Below are 23,390 nucleotides of genomic sequence, written 5' to 3'. Positions count from 1 at the left end.
CGAACGTGCGAGGGCATCGCTTCCTCACAGCCTCGCGTGAGTGGCGATGTCCTCGCTGAACGCCTTCAGCAGGTCCGGCGTCGCCGTCGGGCGGCACTGCGCGAGAGCTTTGAGGTAGTCGCGGGTGGAGGCGCCGGGCAGGCCGTCGTCCCCGGCGAAGACGGCCCGTTCGAACGCGGTCTGCGCGGCGATGCGCGCGGCGTGGCCGATGTCGGCGGGGCTGAACCCGTCGCTGGCCGCGACCAGCGCGGGCAGGTCGACGGTGTGCTGGGAGGAGCCGGCGTGGTGCCCCCACATCGCCTCGCGGGCCGCGGCGTCCGGCGGGCCGATGGGGATGACGTAGTCGAACCGCCCCGGACGCAGGAACGCCGGGTCCAGGGCCCGCACCGAATTGGTCGCGCACACCAGCAGCCGACCGGAGTGCTCGCGGAAGGCCGGGATCAGTTTCAGCAACTCGTTGGTGACCCCGTGCGCCCCGGAGGTCGGCACGCCGTCGCGCACCGCGGCGATCTCCTCGACCTCGTCGATGAAGACCACGACCTGTTCCAGCTCGGCGATCCCGGCGAACGCCGCGCGCAGCGCCGCGGCCAGGTTCCCGCCGTCGGCCAGCCGGGACGGCAGCAGCTCGACGAACGGCCAGCCCAGGCGCGAGGCGATGGCCCGGGCGAACGTCGTCTTGCCAGTGCCCGGCGGCCCGAACAGCGCGATCGCGCGCGGCGGCGCGACCCCGTGCCGGGCCGCGAGCTCGGGTTCGGCCAGCGGCAGCACCACGCAGCGCTCGATCAGACTGCGCTCGGCGGCCATCCCCGCCAGCTTGGTCCACAGATCGCTCGGCAGCGTCCGCCCGCCCAGCCGCTCCAGCGCGTCGGCGCCGGCCACGGCGACCGGCTCGACCCGTTCGAAGTAGGCCACCGCGGAACGGCGCTGGTAGCCGGCGTTGCGCAGCCCGTCCCCGAGCAGTTCCTCCTCGGGCAGGATGTAGGCGATGCGGCGGACGCGGCTTTCCACGAGCCGCCGCTCCAGCTCGAACAGCAGCCCGCTGACAAGCCCCCGGCCCCGCAACGCCGGCTCCACGGCGATCCGCATGATCCACGCCCGGTCGCCGGTGACGGTGGCGAGCGCCGCGCCGATCACCGTCCCGCCGCGTGACGACGGCGGCGGGCTGCCGGGTGGTCAGGGCATTGATGCACTCGCCCAGCGAGAACACGGACTCCTGACCCAGCGGCGCGGTGGTGTCCATCAGATGCACGACGGCCGCGAGGTCCTCTTCGCGGTACTCACGGATCAGCCAGTTCACGGATATCGGGCTCCTGCCGCCGCACTCATGGTCTCTGTACGCAGAACGTAGGGGACACCATGAGAGCGGCGGAACCAGACGGAGTGACAAGCGACGTGGCCTAACGACAACAAGGTGTACGGCCACGCCGCGCGTTCACGCGGTGATCGCGAACACGTGCAGCTGGCCCTGGTTGGCGGAGCTCGGCAAGGTGACGCTGGCGACCATCTTTCCCGCCGTCAGGGAGATGGCGCTGGTGGCGAACACCTTGGTGGCGACGCCGTCGCGGCCGCCGGAGGAGGTGTCGCGGTACGCGGAGGTGACGGCGACCGTGTTGCCCGACTGGACCGAAGCGCTCCCGCCGTTGAGCGTCCAGTCCGAGAACGACAGCGTCACGTTCTGGCTGGTGCCGTCGGTGAAGTTCACCTTCGCGGTCCCGGTGGAGGGTCCGTTGGTGGCGGCGCCCAGGAAGGCGATGCTGCCGGAGTTGCCCGCTCCCGATATCGCGACCGTCTGGCCCGCGGCCTGGTAGTTGTCCGGGCTCCCGGCAGCCACGTTGGGCCAGGTGAAGGTCTTTCCCGACGCGGTGATCCGCGAGCCCGGGCTGACGCCGGCGGTCGCGAGGGCCTGCGCCGAGTAGGCCCAGCCGACGCCGTCGAAGTTCGGCCCGCTCGAGCCGTCGCTGGCGATGCCGGTGTTGTTGAACGTCGCCGTGCCGCCGCCCGAGCCGCTGTTCTTGTAGAGGGTGCTGCTGCCGTACAGCGCCTGGGTGAAGGACGAGATGTAGGCGCTGGCGTCGGTGTCGGGCATGTTGTAGGTGTTGAAGACGCCGTAGCCGTTGCTCACGGTCTGCTGCGCCAGGCTGGTCGCGGTCGACGAGTCCGTGTTCTGGATGTCGATCGCCGCCGGGGCGAGCTGCGCCTTCGTCAGGCCGGGCACCCCCGGCACGCCCCACGTGCCGTAGTAGGGGTTCCAGCTGTAGTTGATCAGGCTGCCGACGTTGATCCCGCCGTAGGACAGCGAGGTGGAGGCCGGGCCGATGTAGTACAGGGAGATGATCTTGTTCGGCATGTCGTTGCGCAGCGCCTGGACCAGGTACGGGAACGACCACGCGTTCGGCTGTCCGGTGCCGTTCGTGCCGTAGTCGGCGTACTCGTCGTCGAAGTCGATGCCGTCGAGGCCGTAGGTGGTCACCGCGTTGGACAGCAGCGTGGCGAACGCGGCCGCGCTCGCCTGGTCGGGGAAGTTGGCGAAGCCCGCGCCCTGGTGGTTCCCGAGGATCGACAGCAGGACCTTGATTCCCTTGGCCTGCAGCGGCCGGATCTGGGTCGTGGCGTTGTCCAGCACGGCCTGCACCTGCGGATTGAAGTACAGAGTCGCCTTGGTGCCGTCGTAGTTGATGTTCGCGGCGAAGATGATGGCGATGTCGAACACGTTGGCCCCGTTCGAGGCCAGGGTGTAGTTGCCGACGCTGGTGATGCTGTTGGTGTTGACCTCGACGTAGGCGGTCGCGATCGGACCGGACTTGGTGGCGGCCGGGGCCGCGGCACCCGCGGCCGCGGCGGCCGGGGTGCCCGCCTGGGCCCGGACCACGGCCGAGGACGTCCCGAGGACGGCGGCGGCCAGGCCGGCGTCGCGCAGCAGGCGGCGGCGGGTGATGTGCATCGACGAACTGGTCGAACTAGTCGGACTGTCCTTCATTGACTATCTCCTCTGATCCAGTCTGCTCATTGCCTGTACGAGTGCCGGGTCATGCCGCCGAGGGGAGATAAACCGCTCAAGCAAGGGCACTATCCTCCCGGTGGCGGACTCGGTCAAGAGCCTGATCCGGCTGGGATTCCGCGTCGTTCACGGCCGAAGACCGGCGAGGTGCGCCACGGCTGGTTCGGGTAGCGTGCCTCCGTGACGACACCCGAGAACCCGCTCGACCGCCCGGCCGGCGGTGAGCCGGAAGGGCCGGTCGGCCCACCGCGCACTCAGCGTGCTCAGCGTGCTCAGCGGGCCCAGCGGGCCCAGCGCACGCAGCGTCCCCAGCCCCCCGACCGCGCCCAGCAGATCGTCACCGCGGGCGTCCTGGGTGCCCTCGCCGGCGCAGCCCTCGGCAGCCACCGGGGCCGGCGCGGCACCGTGCTCGGCGCCCTCGCCGGGGCGGCCGGCCTCGGCACGGTCGAAGCGGTGGCCCGGGCCCGGCAGCAACCCGGGCAGATCCCGGCCTGGTGGGCGCGCGTCGCCGCCAGCGGCGCGGTCGCGGCCCCGGTCGGCTGGGCCGCCGGCCGGGCGACGGGCGCCGGACCCGTGGTGGTCGGCACCGCCGCGGGGGCCGTCGCCGGAGGCCTCGGCCTGCGTCCGCAGAAGGTCGCGCTCGGGCCGGTGCTGGGCGCCGCGATCGGCCGCGGGCTGGCCACCCGGCCCGCGCTCAGGGCGCCGGCGGTGGTGGCCGCGGCGGCCGTGGTCGGTTTCCGCGCGGTGTCCGCACTGGTGTTCCGCGATCCGCAGGTCAGCCTTCTGGCGGAGCATGCCACCGCGCGCGACCTGCCGTTCGTCGTACCGCTGGAGTCGCGGACGCGCTACGTCGGCACCGGATACGTACGCGATCTCGCGAAGGTCCTCGGCGGCGTCTACGTCCCCGACACGAAAGACGTCGGCATCGTCGCTTCCCTGGACGAACTGGAGGGCCCGGACTTCGACCCGTCGCAGGCCGACCCGCTGGTGCGCGAGTTCTACGAGCACACCACCCGGTTCACGCTGGACATCGTCCCGGAGTGGCGCACGTGGGTCCGGCCGGGCTACCTGCTCTACCGCACCCTGCTGGCACGCCCGCTCGGCCAGGCGAACGTGCCGATGAACCAGCGCGAAACGCTGCGCGGGATCCGCAGCCGAATCGACACGATCGTGCACCCGGACGACGACGTCGTGGCGGTCCGCGGCTGGATCCGCTCCTTCGCGGACAACGACGAGCCGATCTACATGGGCATCTACACCACGTACCGGAACGCCGGCCGCGGCTACGTCAGCGTCGGGTTCCCACTGCCGCAGGCCAGCTTCACCGCGACGCTCCTGCCGAAGGCCCGACCGGACGGCGGCCTGGTACTGACCAGCCGCAGCGACGTGGACCAGCCCGGCCACTACCTGACCTACATCGACTCGGAGTCCCGCGAGCTGACCAGCGCCGCGGTGCACGGCTTCGCCGAGCAGCTGGACGTGTACGTGCGGGACGGCGAGCTGCGCGCGGAGCACGCTTTCTGGGTGTTCGGGCTGCCGTTCCTGGTCCTGCACTACCGGATCCAGCGCAAGCCCAAGGCCGGGTAGCCCACGCCCTCGCCATCACCGACGACGAGGGCCCGCCCGCTCGGTCCCGCAAAGACGGCACGGCACGCCACAAACCGTCGTCATCGGCGACTTGGACGTGCAGGTCAGGGATCGGCCCGGACGTGAGGCCTGAAAGCGTTCGCTGAACGCTGTGGTCTGCACCTGTTGACGCTTCCCTGACGCCTTGGTTACGTCTTCACCGTGAAGCGCTCCCTAATGCTCATCCTCAGCGTCCTGATGACCTTCGTCCCGCTGGCGGTGGCGGCGCCCGCACGAGCCGCGACCATCTGCGACAAATACTGTGACGCGCGGGACCCCGCGCTCTCCCCGGTGGACCGGCAGCCGGTCAGCACCAGTATCTACTCGCGCAGTATCGTGCTGCACTCCGACGACGGTGACGACATGATGTGGGCCAGCATCGACAACGGGAACCCCGGTGACGAGGTGTGGCTGGACCGGTCCTTCGACGGCGGGCAGACGTGGTCCTCCGGCAGCAAGCTCGGCGACACCACCGTTCCCAGCGGTGACCGGGGCTGGCGGACCCTGATGTACAACAACGACGACTGGAACAACCTCGGCGTCGGCGCGATGCGCGCCTGCGGGAAGGCCGGCGACCGCGCTGAGATCGCCTGCACGCCCTGGGCCCGCACCACCTGGAACGCCGCCGATCGGCGCCGTGCCGGGGCCACCGCGGAGATGATGTTCTACAACACCTCCACCGGTCTGTTCAACACCACCGGCTGGTGGAACTCGGCGAACGCGCTCACCGCCGTCATCGACAACATCCGGGCCACCGGCATGGCCAGCTACGAATACGCGGTGTCCACCACCTACGACAAGAACATCAACGCGCAGGGCGGCAACTTCACCAACTCCTACATCGACGACACCGGTTGGTGGGGCCTGGCCTGGGTGGACGCCTACGACCTGACCCACGACTCGCGCTACCTGACCACCGCCGAAGCCGACGCCGACTACATGGCCCGGTACTGGGACTCCACCTGCGGCGGCGGGGTGTGGTGGAGTACTGCGAAGACGTACAAGAACGCCATCCCCAACGAGCTCTACCTGCGGCTCACCGCCGCGCTGCACAACCGCATCGCCGGCGACACCGTCTACCTGCAGCGGGCCCAGGCCGAGTGGAGCTGGTTCCAGTCCAGCGGCATGATCAACGGCTCCCACCTCATCAACGACGGCCTGACCTCCGGCTGCGCCAACAACGGCCAGCCCACCTACACCTACAACCAGGGCGTGATCCTGGGCGGCCTGGCCGAACTGTACGGGGCGACCGGCAACAGCTCGCTGCTCACCAGCGCCACCGCCCTGGCCAACGCCTCCACCACCAGCACCGCCCTCAACCCCAACGGCGTGCTCACCGATCCGGGCGAGCCGGGCACCAACGGCGGCGGCGACGGGCCGTCCTTCAAGGGCGCCTACGTCCGCGGCCTGTCCTACCTGAACGCCACGCTCTCCAACCATCCGTACAGCGCCTACCTGACCCGCCAGATGAACAGCGCCTACCAGAACGACCGGGACGCACTCGACCAGTACGGCTACCACTGGGCCGGCCCCCTCGACAGCATCGACGCCGCCCGCCAGCAAAGCGCACTCGACCTGCTCAACGCCGCGGGCTGACAAGTACGGGCACACCTGGTGAGCACAGTCAGGGGGACATCGTCCGACCTGGCTGTGCTCGCTGCGATGATCGCACCGTCGACGCCCTGCCCGCGCCATGTGAACGTTCCCACTTCAGCTGTCGAGGTGAGTATCCGAGTGACTCAAACCTCTGTCAAGGTAGCGGACCGTGCCGATCATGGACGAATCGGCTGCCGGCCCGGCTCGAGGTGGTGGATCACGTTGAAATCTCGGAAATCGGTTCCGGACTATTGACAGAACCGCGCAGAAGTAATCACGATGCAACACGGTGACTCACCGGCTGCCGGTCGACCGCCCGCCTCCGGCACGGCGCGAGTATCCAAGCACCCTGCGACGGAGCGGCACGTGTCGATCTGCCGGCTGACAGGACCCTGATCCACCCCGGGGCCGGCAGCCGATCCGCCGTGCCACCGATACACCGTGTCACCGATCCACCGTGCCACCGTGCGCCGCGCGCTCCGTCGCCTCACGTCTGCCGTTCGGCAGCGCGTCACCGTGGTCGACGATCGTCGGCGAGAGCCGGCCGACCCGTCCGGAAAGGAAGATCGATCGATGAGCGCAACCCGCACCCGACGATTCAGACAGCTCTGGTGTCTCGCCCTTGCCGCACTGCTCGCCGCGATGTTCTTCGTCGCCGGCAGTCCCAGTCCCGCGCACGCCGCGACGTCCACCACGATCTCCGCGAACGGTGCCAGCGGTGGACGGACCTTCGACGGCATCGGTGCCATCAGCGGCGGCGGTGGAAACTCGCGGCTGTTGCGGGACTATCCGGCGGCCCAGCAGGCGCAGATCCTGGACTACCTGTTCAAGCCCGGCTATGGCGCCGACCTGCAGATGTTGAAGCTGGAGATCGGCGGCGACGCCAACTCCACCGACGGCTCGGAGCCGTCGATCGAGCACACGCGCGGCGTGATCAACTGCAACGCCGGGTACGAGTTCTGGCTCGCGCAGCAGGCCAAGGCGCGCAATCCCAACATCGCCTTCTACGGCCTGGCGTGGGCCGCGCCGGGCTGGATCAACGGCGGGTTCTGGTCCACCGACACCATCAACTACCTCATCAGCTGGCTCGGCTGCGCCAAGGCCGACGGCGTCCCGGTGTCCTACCTCGGCGGCTGGAACGAGCGCGGCTTCGACGCGAACTGGTACATCAGCCTGCGCACCGCGCTGAACAACGCCGGCTACGGCTCGGTGAAGATCGTCGCCGACGACAGCGGCTGGGACGCCGCGGACGCCGCCGCCTCCAACTCGGCGTTCAACAACGCCGTGTCCATCTGGGGCGCGCACTACCCCTGCGCCGGGGGTGACGGCGGCAGCGCCGACACCTGCTCCAGCGATCCGGCCGCGCAGCAGAACGGCAAGCCGCTGTGGGCCAGTGAGAACGGATCGCAGGACATGAACACCGGCGCGCCCGCGCTGATCCGCTCCATCACCCGCGGCTACGTCGACGCCAAGATGACCAGCTACTTCAACTGGCCGCTGATCGCCGCGATCTACCCGAACCTCCCCTACGCCACCGTGGGTCTGATGACCGCCGGCTCGCCGTGGTCCGGTGCCTACTCGGTCGGCGCCAACACCTGGGCCACCGCGCAGGTCACCCAGTTCACGCAGCCCGGCTGGCAGTTCCTGGACGCCGGGTCCGGCTACCTGGGCGGCGCGGAGTCCAACGGGTCCTACGTCACCCTGAAGTCGACGAACAACAGCGACTACACCTCGATCATCGAGACGACGACGGCAAGCGCCGCGCAGACCGTCACCATCAACGTCAGCGGCGGCCTGTCCACCGGTCCGGTGCACGTCTGGTCGACCGACGTCAACAACCCGAGCAGCGCCTCGGCCCTGGTCCACGCCCAGGACATCACGCCGTCGAACGGCAGCTACTCGCTGACCGTCCAGCCGGGGTACGTGTACTCGATCACGACGACGACCGGCCAGGGCAAGGGCACCGCGACGGCTCCGGCGAACGCCGCCCTCCCCCTGCCGTACAGCGACAACTTCGAGTCCACCGCGACGAACACCGAGGCCCGCTACTTCTCGGACATGCAAGGCTCGTTCGAGGCCCGGCCGTGCACCGACGGCCGTTCCGGGCAGTGCCTGCAGCAGGTCACCCCGGTCATGCCGATCGAGTGGCAGAACGACTCCGACGCCTTCTCCCTGCTCGGCGACCAGACCTGGTCCAACTACACCGTGCAGGCCGACGTCGACCTGCAGCAGGCCGGCACCGCCGAGCTCCTGGGCCGGGCCGGTACGCAGTCGCGGCCGCAGGGAAACCAGGACCTGTACAAGTTCCGGGTGTCGGACACCGGCGCCTGGTCGATCGTCAAGAACTACGCCAGCGGCGCGGCGACCACCCTGGCCAGCGGCACGACCACGGCGCTGGGCACCGACCGCTGGCACACCGTGTCGCTGGGCTTCCAGGGGACGCAGATCACCGCCACGATCGACGGCGGCACCGTGAGCACCGTCAACGACGGCACGTTCCTGTCCGGGCAGGTCGGCATCGGCGTCGTCGGCTACCAGACCGACGAGTTCGACAACCTCACCGTCATCCCGGGCAGCGGCACGGCCCAGCCCCCGACCGGCCCGGTCACCTCCGGCATCGCCGGCAAGTGCCTGGACGACAACACCGGCTCGGCCGTCAACGGCACCAAGGTCCAGATCTGGGACTGCAACAACAGCGGCGCACAGCAGTGGACGTACACCGGCGGGACGCTCCAGATCAACGGCAAGTGCCTCGACATCACCGGGGCCGGGACCGCCAACGGCACCCTGGCCGAGATCTGGGACTGCAACAACGGCGGCAACCAGCAGTGGGAGGCCGTCGGCAGCACGCTGGTCAATCCCTCCTCCGGCCGCTGCCTCGACGACCCGGCATCCAACACCACCAACGGCACCCAACTGGAGATCTGGGACTGCAACGGCGGTCTGAACCAGCAATGGACGCTGCCTTCGACGCCTTCGAGCTGAGGCAGACAGACCCGTGAACCACGGTGCCGCGCGTCCTCCCCCAGGGGCGGACGCGCGGCACCGCCTCAGGTCGGAAGGTGCCAGCTGATGCCCTGCACGCCGGTCAGCAACGAAGTCCCGATGAGGTGGACCGTGTGGTGGCTGTTGACCTCAAGGGCTGTCGTGGGGCGGATCGGCTTGTACAGATCGCTTTGGACGAAGGCGTGGCACGCCACCGGCAGTGCGGCCCGGTCGAAGACGATCTCCATGATGTACTGCTCGGTGCGGTGACGTACCGCGTGGGCGAGCAAAGAGCTGGGCTCTCCGGTGGGATTGGTCCAGCGGTATTCCAGCAGCCAGGTCTCGTTCGCCTTCAGGCGCTGGCCGAATCGGAGTTCGGCGACCATCACCGGTTCGTGCGCGTGCCACCGAACCTGCCCGACCGTGCAGTTGGCGACAGCTTCGATGTCGATGCGGTTCAGGGCCGAGCCCGGGTCGGCGAAGTGCCGCAGAACATAGCGGTCGACGCCGTCGCGCCGGGCTCTCACCACCATCCGTGACGCGATCCGCCAGACCTGCCCGATCTCGTTGACCCAGGCGCGATCGTGGTGCGACAGCACGTCGACGGTGCGCTCACGGGCTCCTGGCCACTCGTCGAGCAGTTCGCCCAGTGCTCCGTGACGCTCGCTGAGCTCAGTGCGTGGAATGAGGTCGGTCAGCGCTTGATGCGGCAGCCCGAGTACCTCCTCCAAAGCCTGGACGGCGGGTACTGAGGCGGGCCGAGCCTTGCCGTGCTGCCAGTCGCCCAGGGTGGACACCCCGATCGGGTATCCGCGCGCTGCGAGACGTTTGCAGACCACCTGCAGAGTCAGCCTTCGATGCCGAATCGCCATCCGGAGCAGGTCGTGGAAGCTCACCAAAGTCTGGTCCGGAAATCCGGACCCGACGCGGACGGTCCCCTGGGGGCTAGGCATAGGTCGATCCCTGGTATGCGTGACTCGATCACACAGGAAGCACGAAATTCGAACAATTATAAGCGTGCGTCCGAACGGGAGCAAACGCAACCGCACCAGGGGCGTCAAACATCTCCGGGCTTGACCTTCCGGCGCTACGCCGGCCGGAGCGGGAAGTCTAGACAGTCGCGCAGCGACCGTCCATATCCCTTAAGGCTCCGGATATTCGGATATTGCGACGGGTCCCGGGCCGTCACAGGATGCCAACCAGCCTGTGAACGCCCGCCGATCCGGCCCGTCCTCTGGAGGTCTGCCCATGTCACGTCGATTGGTCCGGTACAGACTCGGCAGGCGCGCACGCCACGCCCTGGGCACGTCTCTGAGCCTGGCGCTCGTCATCACGGCCGCGCTCGCGGGACCGCAGGCGGTGCGCCAGGCGTACGCGGCGGTCACGGATCCCGCCAGCGTCGTAAACACCCTGATAGGTTCGCAGAACCACGGCGAGACCGTGCCGGGAGCGGCGACGCCCTTCGGAATGGTGCAGTGGAGCCCGGAGAACACGGCCGGGGACCAGACCCAGGAAGTGGAGCCGGGCGGGTACAGCTACGACGACCCGAAGATCCGCGGCTTCAGCCTCACCCACCTGTCCGGCACCGGCTGCGCGGGTGCCTCGGGCGACGTGCCGTTTCTGCCGATCACCTCTTCGGTGTCCACGTCCCCCAGCTCGGACACCTCCGACGCCACCTACGCCAGCACCTTCTCGCACGCGAACGAGACCGCCACCGCGGGCTACTACAAGGTCGGGCTGGATTCGGGCGTCACGGTCGAGCTGAGCGCGACCACGCACACCGGGGCGGGCCGGATCACCTACCCGACCGGCAGCCCGGCCTCGCTGCTGGTGCGCACCTCCAACTCGGAAGTCGGCAGCTCCGCGGCGAGCACCACCATCGACGCCGCGGCGAGCACCATCAGCGGATCGGTGACCAGCGGAAACTTCTGCGGCTACATCAACCCGATCGACCAGCGCAGCTACTACACCCTGTACTTCGTCGCAGCCTTCGACCACCCGATGACCTCCACGGGGACGTGGAACAACGGCACGGTCACCGCCGGCGGGACCAGCGCCAGCGGCGGCACCGGTTGGGATTCCAACGGCTTCCCGGTCGCCGGAAACGGTTCCGGAGGCTACGTCACCTTCGACACCTCCGCCGGCAGCACCGTGGGCGTGCGGGTCGGCATCTCCTACGTCAGCCAAGCCAACGCCCAGGCCAATCTGAACGCCGAGAACCCCGCGGGGACCAGCTTCGACACGGTGCGGCAGCAGGCCCACGACGCCTGGAACACCGCGCTGGACCGGATCGGCGTCAGCGGCGGCACCGGCGCCCAACAAGCCACGTTCTACACCGCCCTGTACCACTCCCTGCTGCATCCCAACGTGTTCAGCGACGTCAACGGCCAGTACATGGGCATGGACGAACAGGTGCACGCGGTTTCCGGGGCGCAGAAGGCCCAGTACGCCAACTTCTCCGGCTGGGACGTCTACCGGGACCAGGTGCAGCTCGTCACGTTGCTGGAACCGGACGTCGGCGCCGACATGGCCCAGTCGTTGTACAACCAGGCCAGCCAGAACAACGGCGTGTGGGACCGCTGGACGCACAACCAGGGCGGCACCCACGTGATGACCGGCGACCCCGGGCACGCCGCGGTCTCGAGCATCTACGCCTTCGGGGGCACTTCCTTCGACGCCGCCGGCGCCCTCGCGTCGATGGTGCACGCCGCTACCACGGTCACGTCCGACGATCTCAGCTCGGCCGGCTGGAACGTGATGGTGGTGGGCGAACGGCCCTCGCTCGACAAGTACCTCTCGCTCGGCTACGTGCCCGCTGACAGCAACGCCTGGGGCGGGGCCGGCGAGACGCTGGAGGACGGAGCCGCCGACTTCGGGATATCCACCCTCGCCGGGCGACTCGGCGACACCTCGACGGCGGCCACGTTCCTCAACCGGGCGCAGGGCTGGAAGAAGGTCTTCAACGCGGCCAACGGCGGCTACATCCAGCAGCGCAACTCCGACGGCACCTGGCCCTCGTTCAGCCCGGGCACCGAGGACGGCTTCGCCGAGGGCAGCGCGGCCCAGTACACGTGGATGGTGCCGTACAACGTCAACGGGTTGTTCACCGCGATGGGCGGCAACGCCACGGCGGCGTCCCGGCTGGACCAGTACTTCCACAACGCGGACGGCACCTGGGCTCTGACCGGCGGCGACGGCACCACGTCCGACCTGAGCAACGAGCCGTCGATCGGCGACCCGTGGCTGTACGACTTCGCCGGGCAGCCGTATCAGACCCAGAACACCGTGCGGCAGGTCGTCGACACGCTGTGGAGCGACACCCCCGGCGGCATCCCGGGGCAGGACGACCTCGGCGCCATGTCGTCCTGGTACGTGTGGGCCGCGACGGGCCTGTACCCCCTGGCGCCGGGCCGCTCCGAACTGCTGCTCGGCTCGCCGCTGTTCACGCAGGTCGTCGTCCATCGCAGCAACGGCGTGACGATCACCGTCAACGCACCCGCGGCGGCGACCGGCGCTCCGTACGTCCAGAGCCTGAACGTCAACGGCGCGCCGTCGACCAAGCCCTGGTTGCCGGAGTCGTTCGTCGCCGGCGGCGGCACCCTCGACGAAACCCTCGGCACCAGCGCGAACACCTCGTGGGGCGCGGCCGCGTCCGACGCCCCGCCGTCCTTCGACACCGGATCGGCTCCAGGCAATGACTTCTCGTTGGCGGTCGGTCCTTCGTCGGGTTCGGTGGTGGCTGGTTCTTCGGCTACTGCGACGGTGAACACCGCCGTGGTGTCGGGGTCGGCGCAGTCGGTGGCGCTGAGTGCCGGCGGACTTCCCACTGGCGCGACGGCCTCGTTCAGCCCGTCATCGGTGACCGCCGGCGGATCGAGCACGGTGACGATCTCCACGTCGGCATCGACCCCGGCCGGCACCTACCCGGTCTCGATCACCGGGTCGGCCGGGTCGGCGACACATTCGGTGACCTACGCGTTGACGGTCACCGGTTCCAGCGGCGGCGGGATCTCGAACGGTCCACACACGCTGATCGCTTCCGGCAAGGCGCTGGACGATCCGAATCACTCCACGACAGCGGGAACGCAACTGATCACCTGGACCCCGACCGGCGGCAGCAACCAGAGCTGGGTGTTCACGCAGCAGTCCGACGGTTCCTATCAGATCGTGAACGGCCAATCGAACCTGTGCATCGACGTCTCGGGAGCGTCCACCTCCCCCGGCGCACAGGTGATCCAATGGACCTGCCATGGCGGCGCCAACCAGCACTGGATCATCACACCGCTCACCAGCGGCAGCGGCTACACCATCGCCTCGCAGAACAGCGGACTGTTGCTGACCACCGCCTCGAACGCGGACGGATCGCTGGTGACGCAACAGGCCAACAGCGGCTCGGCCCTCCAGCAGTGGACCATCAGCTGAGAGCACAGCCGACCGGGGCCCGGTAGCCTTCCGCGGCTCAAGGCTCTGGCCGATCCAGCCAGGAGAAGGGCGGCCGGTGCGCCGAGGCCGGCCGCCCGCTCGAGTCCCGAGTCCCGGATCTGCGCGGCGAGGACGTGCTGGCCGCTGGCCGCTGGCATCCGGGATCCAGGATCCGGCATCCGGCATCCGGCATCCGGCATCAGGCATCAGGCATCAGGCATCCGCGGCGGTCGGCGGTCGGCGGTCGGCGGTCGGCGGTCGACGGTCGACGGCGCCATGCTGATCGCGCTCGACAACGGCAGGCGGTTCTGCCCATTCCCACGCCCTGCCAGTCCATCGGCGATGACGCCCTGGATCACCCTGAGCAGGGTCCTGCTGCGCGAGTGTTCCTCGGCTGAGTGCGTGCCGATCAGCCGCGCAGATACGACGGCGTGGCCAGCATGCTCCCAGTGATGGCCGCGACGAAAGCGGCGGTGATCGGGTCCGGCCGGACCCGCGTGTAGACCGACAGTTCGCGGCTGACCGGCGGCTCCGGCCACAGCAGCCGGCCGGCGAAGCCCGGTGGTACGACGTTGCCCGGGACGAGCGTCAGCCCCAGTCCCTCCTCGGCGAGCGACAGGGCCGAGGGCGCCTGTTCGGTGCGGATCGCCGGGAGCGGTTCGAAGCCGGCCGCGCCGCAGGCGGCGTCGAGGATGTCGCACAGTCCGCTCGGCGGGGTGAAGTGCACCCAGTGCCGTCCGGCCAGGTCGGCGAGGCGGACGGTGTCCCCGGCCGGTCCCAGATCGGTGTCGGCCGGAGCGGCGACGACGAACTCCTCGACGCCGATCGCCGCGACCGGGCCGCTCCAGTTCGGCGGGGTGGGGCCGACCGCGACGTCGGCCTGCCCGGCTTCCATGGCGGCGATGAGGTCTTCGGTGCGGCGGAACTCGACGAGGCGGACCTGGACGTCCGGGTAGCTCGCGCGCCAGTGACGCAGGGCCTTGGGCAGGACCCCGACGCTGATCGAGTACAGCGTGCCGACGTGCAGCTCGCCGGCGTCCACCCCCGAGGCACGCTTGGCCGCGCTCGCCGTGCGCTCGGCGTGGGCGAGGCTGGCCCGGGCGTGCGGCAGAGCCGTCCGGCCCGCCGGGGTGAGGCGGATGTCGCGCGGCAGGCGTTCCAGGAGCGGGCCGCCCAGCTCTCGTTCCAGCGCCTGGATCTGGTGCGACAGACCGGGCTGCGAGACGTGCAGCTCAGCGGCGGCCGCGGTGAAGGATCCGGTGTCGACGACGGCGACGAAGTACTCGAGTTGACGCAGAGTGACTGCCATGCATCCAGGTTATCGCAATCAGAACTTCTACAAGTTGGACATATGGGAACCGTGCGCGGAGGATGAACGCATCGGTTCGGCAGCACGCTGAGCCACTTGATGATCACGGAGTCCACTATGTCTTCCGGTCGCTTCCCGCACCGCACGGTGCGCGCGTTGACCGTCTCAGGGTGCGCGGGTCTGCTCGCGCTCACCGCCGCCTGCGGTGCCGGCCACCCGGCGGCCAAGCAGGCCGCAGCTGCCGCGCCGGCCGGTGTGGCGCTGGCCGCGGACGCCAGGGGCACGCACGACACCCCCGGGCCCAACCCATACCAGTACTTGCCGCACGTACCGTCCTTCGACGTCGACAGCACCACCGTGAAGAACGGCAGACCGCTGCCGGCCGCCCAGCTGTCCGGCCTGTTCGGAGCCCCCGGCGGCAAGGACGTCTCGCCGGAGCTGTCGTGGTCGGGCTTCCCCAAGGCGACCAAGAGCTTCGTGGTCACCATGTACGACCCGCAGGCCCCGACCGGAAGCGGTTTCTGGCACTGGGTCGTGGCCGACATCCCGGCCGGCACCACCTCCCTGCCGCTGAACGCCGGCGCGCCGAACAGCACCGCGCTGCCGGCCGGTGCGCTGGAGCTCGGCGGCGACGCCGGGATGCACCGCTACGTCGGCGGCGCCCCGCCGAAGGGCAGCGGCAAGCACTACTACTACATCACCGTCACCGCACTGGACGTCCCGAAGTCCGGCGTCGGCGCGGACGCCAGCGGCGCCTTCCTCGGCTTCACCATCGCAGGCCACACCATCGCGCGCGCCACCATCATCTGCCCGACCGAACTGAAGTAGCCCTGATCCGTCATCGACGCTGCCGCCCCCTTGGAGGGCTTTCCCATGCGTGACCTTCGCATCCTGGCCCTGCACGGCTACCACGGCAGCGCCGACATCCTGCGCCGGCAGCTGCACCCGCTGGCCTCGTCCCTGCGCGGCGTGGAGTTCGTCCACGTCGACGCCCCGTCGCTGGCCGAGCGGGACTTCGGCTGGTGGCACTCCCCCGCGCGCGGCTGGGACCGCAGCCGCGCGTGGGCCCTGGACCTGTTCGCCGCACAGCCCCGATTCGACGGCGTCTTCGGCTTCAGCCAGGGCGCTGCGATGACCGGACTCCTGGCCGGGATGCGGGGCGCGCAGCTCGGCGACCCGCAGTCGCCGATCGCGTTCGACTTCGCGGTCATGGTCGGCGGCTTCAAGAACGACGCACCAGAACACGCCGAGATCTACCGCTCCCGGTTCACCGTCCCGTCGGTCCACATCATCGGCCACGCCGACCGGGTCATCCCCCCGCCCGAGTCCCGGGACCTCGCCGAGCAGTTCGTCGATCCCGTGATCCTCACCCACGGCGGGGGCCACGTCGTCCCGAACACCCCCGCGGTGGTCGACGGCCTCACCCGGTTCCTGGACCGCGCGCGTGACAGACTGGAGCCATGATCGGCACCCCGTCCGCCGATGAGAACCTCGCGCGCCTGCGGCTGCTGCGGCGCGCGAAGGACCTCATGGACCGGGACTGGGCTGAGCCGATCGACCTGGACGCCGTCGCCGCGCACGCGGGCTACTCGCGCTATCACTTCATCCGGCTGTTCAAGCAGGCCTACGCCGAAACCCCGGGGCAGTACCTGTCCCGGCGCCGGGTCGAGCGCTCACAGGAACTGCTGCGCAGCGCCAACCTCACCGTCACGGAGATCTGCGTGGCCGTCGGCTTCGAGAGCCTGGGCAGCTTCTGCACCCGGTTCAAGCAGGTCACTGGGCAGACACCGACCGAGTTCCGGCAGGCGGCACTGCGCGACCGGCCCGCACCGATCCCCGGCTGCTTCGTCCTGCTGTGGGCCGGCGGCTTCCGGAACCCCGGCGCAACTTTCGAGAAGGCGGATGATCCCCCGGCGTCCTAACTTGGCTCCACGGGCGCTCCGGCGCCTCCCCGACGAAAGGAACGCGCATGATCACCGGGCTGAAGATCTCCACCATCTGGGTCCTCGACCAGGACTCGGCTCTGGATTTCTACACGAAGAAGCTGGGGTTCGAGGTACGCAGCGACACCCGGATGGGCCCGGACGCGCGCTGGGTGACGGTCGGTGCCGAGGGCCAGCCCGACCTCGAGCTGGCGCTGATGAAGCCCGGACCGCCGGCGGTCGACCCGGAGTCGGCCGAGCAGCTCAGGACGCTGGTCGCCAAGGGCGTGCTCGGCGCCGGCGTGATCGGCACCGACGACTGCCAGGCCGCCTACGAGGAACTGTCCGCCCGCGGCGTCGAGTTCGTCCAGCCGCCGAAGAAGCGTCCGTACGGTGTCGAAGCCCTGTTCCGTGACGACTCAGGGAACTGGTTCAGTCTGACGGAGCGCAGCGAAACCCTCGACGAGAGCATCGGCTGGGACTGAACCGATCCCCGCGAGTCGCCCATGATGCGCTCTCGGGCTCGGGCTCGGCTCGCGCTCGTGGTCAGGTGCGATAGAGCTCGGCAAGAAGCTCGAGCACGGCGCGGGTGGCCGGGTGGGGGTCGTCGCGCCACCAGGTCAGTCGTACGGCGACCGGTTCGGCGTCGCGCACCGGCAGGTAGACGATGCCGGGCCGGGGATACTGGTCGACGACGGCCTGCGCGGTGACCCCCACGCAGCGGCCGGTGGCGATGACCGTGAGCCAGTCGTCGATGTCGCGGCTCTCCTGGGTCGCGGGGCGCGCGTCCGCGGGCCACAGATCCGCGCTGGTCGTTCCGGTGCGCTGGTCGACGAGCAGCACGCGGCTGCTGAGATCGGCCAGGCGCACCGAGCGGCGCCGCGCCAGGGGGTCGGAGGCGGCCAGGGCGCACCAGCGAGTTTCCAGACCCACGATGGCGCCCTCGAAACGGCGGTCCTCCAGCGGCCGACGGATGACCGCCAGGTCCGCGGTGCCCTCGGCCAGGCCGGCGGTCGGGGAGTTGATGCGGAGCAGGTGCATCTGCGTCTCCGGGTGCGCTTCCCGCCACCGGTGTTGGAAGGCGAGTGTGCGTCGGCCCAGTGCCGACCAGGCGTGGCCGATCCGTAGTTCGGCGTGGCCCGACCTCGCCTCCTGCACCAGGTTGTCGACCTCGGCCAGCACGCGCCGGGCGTGCGCCACGACGCGCAGTCCGACCGCGGTCGGCGAGGTTTCGCGGGACGTGCGGCGCAGCAGCCGTACGCCGAGGCGCTTCTCGAGCGCTGAGAGCGTGCGGGAGACCGCAGCCTGGGAGACGCCCAAAGAGATCGCGGCGTCGGTGAACGTGCCCTCGTCCACGATCGCGATGAGGCAGCGCAGCTGACGCAGCTCGACATCCATAACCAAAGCGTATAGCCGACGAGCTGTATGCATTTTGCGCACGGTCCGGCGCGGCACAGGATCGACGCATGCCAGCAGCCCCCACTCGCGCCGCGGACCGCGCCGTCCTCCCCACGAAGCGTGGTGTCGGGCCCGGCGCCACACCCGGCGCCACGCCCGGCAGCGTGCCCTTGGCCGGGGTCTGCACGATGCTCGCCAGCGGCCTCTCGACCCAGCTCGGCGCCGCGATCGGGTCGCTGGCCTTCGCGGCGCTCGGCCCGGTCGGCGTCGTCGCGATCCGGCAGTACGTCGCGGCGGCGGTGCTGCTCGCCGTCGGCCGGCCCCGCCTTCGGTCCTTCACGCGGCACCAGTGGGGGCCGGTGCTGCTGCTCGCGGCCGTCTTCGGCGTGGTGAACCTGTCGCTCTACACCGCGATCGACCGGATCGGTCTCGGCGAGGCGGTCACCCTGGAGTTCCTCGGCCCCCTCACGATCGCGCTGGCCGGCTCGCGCAGACGCGTGGACCTGGCCTGCGCCGTCCTCGCCGCGGCGGGGGTCGTCGCGCTGATGCGTCCGCGTCCCACCGCCGACTACCTCGGCATGGGGCTCGCCCTGCTCGCCGCCGCCTGCTGGGCCTTCTACATCCTTCTCAACCGTTCCATCGGGCAGCGCATCCCCGGTGCGCAGGGCACGGCGGCCGCGGCGGGGCTGTCCGCCCTGGTCTACGTGCCGCTCGGGGCCGGCGTCGCCGTGCACCACACGCCTTCCGCCGGTGCGGTCGGTGCGGCTGTCACGGCCGGGGTCCTGTCCTCCGCCGTGCCGTTCCTCGCGGACCTGTTCACGCTGCGCCGCGTTCCCGCTCAGGCGTTCGGACTGTTCATGAGCGTCAACCCGGTGCTCGCCGCGGTCGTCGGTACGCTCGTTCTGGGACAGAGACTCGACGTGATCGCCTGGCTGAGCATCGCGGCGATCATCGCGGCCAACGCCATCAGCATCCTCACTCAGCCGAGGCGCGGTTGACGCCATCACGGCGCTTGACGTATCCCGAAGCCCTTATCAAGATCATTCCACTGTCGCAAAGGAGCCCCCATGCCCGGTGTCACGCTGACCGATCATCTCTTCTCCGTCCCCCTCGACCACGATCAGCCCGAAGGCGAGCACACCGAGGTCTACGCGCGCGAGGTGGTGGCCGCCGGACGCGAACGCGAGCGGCTGCCCTGGCTGCTGTTCCTGCAAGGCGGCCCCGGCATGGTGCCGCCGCGTCCGGTCGGCCGGGACTCCTGGCTGGACCGCGCCCTCGACGACTACCGCGTCCTCCTGCTCGACCAGCGCGGCACCGGCCGCTCCAGCCCGATCACCCGCCAGACGCTCCCGGCCCGCGGCGAGCCCGCCGCGCAGGCCGACTACCTCGCGCACTTCCGCGCCGACTCCATCGTCCGCGACGCCGAACTGATCAGGCGCGAGCTGACCGACGAACCGTGGTCGGTGCTCGGCCAGAGCTTCGGCGGCATGTGCGCCGTCACCTACCTCTCGCTCGCGCCCGAGGGCCTGCGCGAGGCGATCATCACCGGCGGCCTTCCCGGACTGCGCATCGCCGCCGACGACGTCTACCGCGCCACCTATTCGCGCGTGCACCGCAAGAACACCGCTTTCTATCGCCGGTACCCGCAGGACGCCGCCGCGGTCCGCCGCGTCGCCGCGCACCTGATCGAGCGTCCGGCGGCGCTGCCGGACGGATCCTTGCTGACCGTCGAGGCCTTCCAGTCACTCGGGCTGATGCTCGGCGCGGGCGACGGCGCGGACGTGCTGCACTACCTGCTCGAGAACACCTGGGCCGGAGCGGAGTTGTCCGACGGCTTCCTCGCCCGCGCCGCGGCTCTCCTCAGCTACGCCCAACTGCCGCTGAACCCGCTCATGCACGAGCTCTCCTACGCCCAGAGCAGCACCGGAGCGACGAACTGGGCGGCCGAGCGAGTCCGCGCCGAGTTTCCCCAGTTCGACGCCCGCATGGCGTTGGCCGGCGACGACCCGGTGCTGTTCACCGGCGAGATGACCTACCCGTGGCAGTTCGACCAGCCCTGCCTCGCGCCGCTGCGCGCGGCCGCCGAGGCGTTGGCCGCCCGCGAGGACTGGCCCGACCTCTACGATCCTCAGCGCCTGGCCGCGAACGAGGTTCCGGTGGTTGCCGCCCTGTACCTCGACGACATGTACGTCGATGCCACGTACTCGCTACCGACCGCCGAGGCCATCAGGGGTCTGCGGCTGTGGGCGACGAACGAGTACGAGCACGACGGGCTTCGCACCAGCGGCGGGCGGGTGCTCGACCACCTGCTGCGGATGCTGCGCGGCCAGATCTGAGGTGAGGCGCGGGCTCCAGTGACGGTGACCAGCCGGTAGGCATGTCGGCGGCCCTGGCTGCGGCGCGTTCCCGAGCCGCTTCGCCAACGCGGCGGTAGCGTTCGCTGACTCACGTCTCAGCCGCACGGCGCTTCAGAATCTCCACCTGCACCGTCGAGCCCTCGGCGCGCCAGACGATGTCGTCCACCAGCGCGGACAGGATCGCCCATCCGAACTCGTCACTCTGCGGTGGCGCCGAGTCCCGGGCCCGGCGGCCGAGCACGACCCGCAGCGTCGAGGGGTCGAGGACGAAGCGGCACTCCAGGTCGCCGACACCCGCGCCGTCGGCGGCCTGTCCGTCCCGGACCGTGTGGCGCAGCAGCAGGCCGGAAGCCTCGTCGACCGCCAGCCGCAGGTCGGCGACCTCCGGCAGCGTGCACCCGAACCGCGTCGCGACGTGCGCGGCGGCCGACCGGATGACGGCCAGGTAGTCGGGGTCGGCGGGCACCTGGATCAACACGCTCTCCACCGCGTCCGCCACGGAGGATGCTCGCTCGGATTGTGCTTCAGGATCCATGTGTCTGCTCTCCGGCGGTACTTCGTTTACAGGCAGCCGTCGATCACCAGGCGCGACCTAGCGCCGCCGCATCATCATCACGACAAGGACGATGATGAGTATGAGGACAATGGCGCCTACGCTGATGTACATCTGAGCCTCCTGGGCAGCTGAATTATCGGTTTCTGCGTTCGAACCGGCTCCTTATGGCCATGGATGCGGCGAGTAAACAAGGCTCGAACGATGGCCGGCTTTCAGGCCCGTGCGCTCGCCCGGAAAAGGCGAGCCCGATCGCGGCGATCCCCGTACAGTCCGATCATGAACGTCTCCGCCTCGGCCCTCAACGACATGGCCGTGCACCTGACCGGTAGGAGCGCCCGCTCGAAGGCGACCTCGACCGAACGGTGCCGGAAGCACGGGTACGCAGTGGGCCACACGTGCCTGCCGGTTCCCGCCGGGATGCCCGCGTCGGCGCTGGTCAAGGAGCTGAACAAGCTGTTCGGTCAGCCGCAGCGGCTGATCGTCGACGGTGTCGCCGTACCGCTGCCGGCCTGGCATTCGGGGCCGGCGGCGATCGAGGTGTTCGCCGGTGGGCTGGACCAGCTGAATGCCTGGCCGCACAACGCCTGGTGGATCGGCTGCGGAGTGGCGGGATCGCGCGTGATCTTGTTCGTCGCGCGGCGCGCGTTGCTCGCGGCGGATGCGCTTCCGGACGACGCTTCACTGGTGGAGCGCCTTGTCGCCCTGACGGACCGGAACAGTGCTGGGCCGTACGCGGTCGACTGGGTGTCCGTCGAAGACCGGCTGGGTACCGCGCTGCCGGCCGACTACAAAGAATTCGTGGCGGCCTTCGGCCCAGGACTCTTCGGCTACGACGCGAATCTGAGCTGGCTCAATGTCCATGTCCCCGATGCCGATTTCGAGTCCTGGGACCTGTTTTACAATGTCTCGTGGATGTCGGCCTACGCGGCTGTGAATCCCGTCAACCGCTGGCAGCAGTTCGGTCTCTTCCCTGATCCAGGGGGACTTCTCCTCTGGGCGAGCACCGAGCGGGGCCACCGCTTCTTCTGGTTGACCGAAGGTCGGGACCCGAACCGTTGGCCGATCCTGGCGCACAACCGCGACGATCTCCGGTGGCACCGGTTCGACGGCACGGCGGTCGAGTGGGTCGTCGGGCTGCTGACCGACCCGGCTCAGGAATTCTCCGAAGCCGACCGCATCGACCGGCCCTGGTTCGGTGAGTAATCGAAAGCCGGCCGCCGCGCTCACCGCAGGTGAGAGCTGACAACGACGACCAGGACGACCAATCCGAGCAGCCGCCGGAAGTAGTTCACGCCTTGCGTCAGCTCCAGGTAGGCCCAGGTGAACAAGAAGGCCGAGCTGGCGAAGCCCGCTGCGCTCCGCCAGTGGCCGCCGCCGGAGATCCCGGCGAGGGCAGCGAACACCAGCCAGCCGATCAGCGGCAGATTGGGCGCCTGAGCGAGGACGACTTTGCCGTCGGCGTCGCGCCAGAACCGCATACGGCCGGCCGATTTCGGTTCTGGGGGAACGGAGATGATGGGAGCACCTTCTTTCTCGGCGGCCCGCTGTATGCGGGCAGCGGCCGGATCTGGACACTAGCGGGATCGCTCGGGTACCCGCATCAGGGACGTCGAGCTACACTGGCCACGGTTCTGCGACGCCCCAGCCCCCGGCGCCGTGCATCGGTCGACACGTCGGTTCAGTCGGCGACAGCGCTGGGGATTCCATGGGTCCTTTCCCGAACAGACCTCGTCAGCACCGCAGGACATCATGCTGGTCGGCCTTCGACGTCGTGGCGCACGCCGAAAACCTCATGCAAGACGCGTGGCTTCAGATGTTGCACGGCGAGTGCGACTACACCGGAGCCGAGATGCACGCCGCGTCAGTCCGCTGCGACACCTCGCGGCGCCGCCTCGCCGCCGCTCTGCTCGGGCGCGATCCCGACACGATCGCCGCGGCCTACGCCGATCTGGAAGGCAGGCTCGTCAGCGCCCGCATCGCGGCACGTGCTTACGAACAAGCTCGTGACGCGCTGGACCACGAGCTCAGGGGCATGTACCGCCGAGCCGACGACCGGTTCTTCGACCAGCACCCGAGCCGCGGATGGGTGCCGGTGAAACGTGACGGATCGGCGTCCCGGCACCGGTCCATACGGAGTTTGCGGGCCTTGCTCACTCTCGGCTGGCTCTCCCAGCTTGTCCTGGCCTGTTTGCGCTCGTGAAGGTTGGGCAGCAGGAGGCCT

At 69.6% G+C, this 23,390-nt stretch carries 18 protein-coding genes and 2 pseudogenes; 12 read left to right on the top strand and 8 right to left on the bottom strand.

All coding sequences use genetic code 11. The annotated features are described in order from the left end of the window. Positions 1–24: 24 nt before the first annotated feature. A pseudogene (locus ABH920_RS18435) lies at positions 25–1,297 on the bottom strand (ATP-binding protein). A 714-nt stretch (positions 1,298–2,011) separates the two neighbouring features. Further along, positions 2,012–2,941 (bottom strand): annotated as a pseudogene (locus tag ABH920_RS18430) (endo-beta-N-acetylglucosaminidase H); the annotation flags it as partial. A 390-nt stretch (positions 2,942–3,331) separates the two neighbouring features. Between ABH920_RS18430 and ABH920_RS18425 the strand changes: the two are divergent. From ABH920_RS18425 to ABH920_RS18415, 3 genes are all read left to right on the top strand, one after another. Beyond that, positions 3,332–4,585, top strand: a complete 1,254-nt coding sequence (locus ABH920_RS18425; protein ID WP_370350296.1) for a hypothetical protein — start codon at positions 3,332–3,334, stop codon at positions 4,583–4,585. 237 nt (positions 4,586–4,822) lie between these two features. After that, on the top strand, positions 4,823–6,220 hold the full coding sequence (locus ABH920_RS18420) for a glycoside hydrolase family 76 protein (protein ID WP_370350295.1): 1,398 nt from the start codon (positions 4,823–4,825) through the stop codon (positions 6,218–6,220). 573 nt (positions 6,221–6,793) lie between these two features. Continuing rightward, the gene (locus ABH920_RS18415) at positions 6,794–9,205 is read left to right on the top strand and encodes a ricin-type beta-trefoil lectin domain protein (protein WP_370350231.1); all 2,412 of its coding nucleotides are present in this window, start codon (positions 6,794–6,796) and stop codon (positions 9,203–9,205) included. A gap of 65 nt (positions 9,206–9,270) precedes the next feature. Here ABH920_RS18415 and ABH920_RS18410 read toward each other — a convergent pair whose 3' ends face one another. Beyond that, a complete protein-coding gene (locus ABH920_RS18410) occupies positions 9,271–10,158 on the bottom strand; it encodes a hypothetical protein (protein ID WP_370350230.1) in 888 nt (295 codons plus the stop codon). Positions 10,159–10,453: 295 nt separating this feature from the next. Between ABH920_RS18410 and ABH920_RS18405 the strand changes: the two genes are divergently transcribed. Further along, positions 10,454–13,627, top strand: a complete 3,174-nt coding sequence (locus tag ABH920_RS18405; protein ID WP_370350229.1) for a GH92 family glycosyl hydrolase — start codon at positions 10,454–10,456, stop codon at positions 13,625–13,627. Positions 13,628–14,036: 409 nt separating this feature from the next. On the opposite strand, the gene ABH920_RS18400 is transcribed toward ABH920_RS18405, so the two are convergent. Further along, positions 14,037–14,936 carry a LysR family transcriptional regulator gene (locus tag ABH920_RS18400; RefSeq protein WP_370350228.1) on the bottom strand — a complete coding sequence of 300 codons (900 nt, stop codon included), beginning with the start codon at positions 14,934–14,936 and terminating at the stop codon, positions 14,037–14,039. Positions 14,937–15,053: 117 nt separating this feature from the next. On the opposite strand from ABH920_RS18400, the gene ABH920_RS18395 reads away from it, so the two are divergent. The 4 genes from ABH920_RS18395 to ABH920_RS18380 are packed head-to-tail and all read left to right on the top strand — an operon-like array spanning position 15,054 to position 17,343. Then, positions 15,054–15,764, top strand: coding sequence for a YbhB/YbcL family Raf kinase inhibitor-like protein (locus ABH920_RS18395; RefSeq protein ID WP_370350227.1), 711 nt, complete (start codon positions 15,054–15,056; stop codon positions 15,762–15,764). Between the two features lie 45 nt (positions 15,765–15,809). Continuing rightward, positions 15,810–16,400, top strand: coding sequence for a hypothetical protein (locus ABH920_RS18390; RefSeq protein WP_370350226.1), 591 nt, complete (start codon positions 15,810–15,812; stop codon positions 16,398–16,400). Next, positions 16,397–16,858 carry a helix-turn-helix transcriptional regulator gene (locus ABH920_RS18385; protein ID WP_370350225.1) on the top strand — a complete coding sequence of 154 codons (462 nt, stop codon included), beginning with the start codon at positions 16,397–16,399 and terminating at the stop codon, positions 16,856–16,858. Before ABH920_RS18390 ends, ABH920_RS18385 begins: the two co-directional genes overlap by 4 nt. 47 nt (positions 16,859–16,905) lie before the next feature. Continuing rightward, positions 16,906–17,343 (top strand): VOC family protein, encoded by a 438-nt coding sequence (locus ABH920_RS18380; RefSeq protein WP_370350224.1) that lies wholly within the window; start codon positions 16,906–16,908, stop codon positions 17,341–17,343. 61 nt (positions 17,344–17,404) lie between these two features. On the opposite strand, the gene ABH920_RS18375 is transcribed toward ABH920_RS18380, so the two are convergent. Further along, positions 17,405–18,256 (bottom strand): LysR family transcriptional regulator, encoded by an 852-nt coding sequence (locus tag ABH920_RS18375; protein WP_370350223.1) that lies wholly within the window; start codon positions 18,254–18,256, stop codon positions 17,405–17,407. A 188-nt stretch (positions 18,257–18,444) separates the two neighbouring features. Here ABH920_RS18375 and ABH920_RS18370 point away from each other — a divergent pair, with 188 nt between their 5' ends. After that, a complete protein-coding gene (locus tag ABH920_RS18370; RefSeq protein WP_370350294.1) occupies positions 18,445–19,254 on the top strand; it encodes a DMT family transporter in 810 nt (269 codons plus the stop codon). Between the two features lie 69 nt (positions 19,255–19,323). Then, the gene (locus ABH920_RS18365; RefSeq protein WP_370350222.1) at positions 19,324–20,592 is read left to right on the top strand and encodes an alpha/beta fold hydrolase; all 1,269 of its coding nucleotides are present in this window, start codon (positions 19,324–19,326) and stop codon (positions 20,590–20,592) included. 109 nt (positions 20,593–20,701) lie between these two features. Here ABH920_RS18365 and ABH920_RS18360 read toward each other — a convergent pair whose 3' ends face one another. Then, positions 20,702–21,112: an ATP-binding protein gene (locus ABH920_RS18360; protein ID WP_370350221.1), complete on the bottom strand. Its 411-nt coding sequence runs from the start codon at positions 21,110–21,112 to the stop codon at positions 20,702–20,704. Positions 21,113–21,205: 93 nt separating this feature from the next. Next, positions 21,206–21,280 carry a GGIII-like transmembrane region-containing protein gene (locus ABH920_RS18355; RefSeq protein ID WP_370350293.1) on the bottom strand — a complete coding sequence of 25 codons (75 nt, stop codon included), beginning with the start codon at positions 21,278–21,280 and terminating at the stop codon, positions 21,206–21,208. 165 nt (positions 21,281–21,445) lie between these two features. On the opposite strand from ABH920_RS18355, the gene ABH920_RS18350 reads away from it, so the two are divergent. Beyond that, on the top strand, positions 21,446–22,372 hold the full coding sequence (locus ABH920_RS18350; protein ID WP_370350220.1) for a hypothetical protein: 927 nt from the start codon (positions 21,446–21,448) through the stop codon (positions 22,370–22,372). Positions 22,373–22,392: 20 nt separating this feature from the next. Here the strand turns inward: ABH920_RS18350 and ABH920_RS18345 are convergent, their stop codons facing one another. Further along, positions 22,393–22,647, bottom strand: a complete 255-nt coding sequence (locus tag ABH920_RS18345; protein WP_370350219.1) for a hypothetical protein — start codon at positions 22,645–22,647, stop codon at positions 22,393–22,395. Positions 22,648–23,018: 371 nt separating this feature from the next. Between ABH920_RS18345 and ABH920_RS18340 the strand changes: the two genes are divergently transcribed. Then, positions 23,019–23,369: a hypothetical protein gene (locus ABH920_RS18340; RefSeq protein ID WP_370350218.1), complete on the top strand. Its 351-nt coding sequence runs from the start codon at positions 23,019–23,021 to the stop codon at positions 23,367–23,369. Positions 23,370–23,390: the final 21 nt, after the last annotated feature.

This window comes from Catenulispora sp. EB89 (genome assembly GCF_041261445.1).
Lineage (GTDB): Bacteria > Actinomycetota > Actinomycetes > Streptomycetales > Catenulisporaceae > Catenulispora.
The sequence above is the reverse complement of the archived record's forward strand: the minus strand, read 5'-3'. Positions and strand labels throughout refer to the sequence as shown.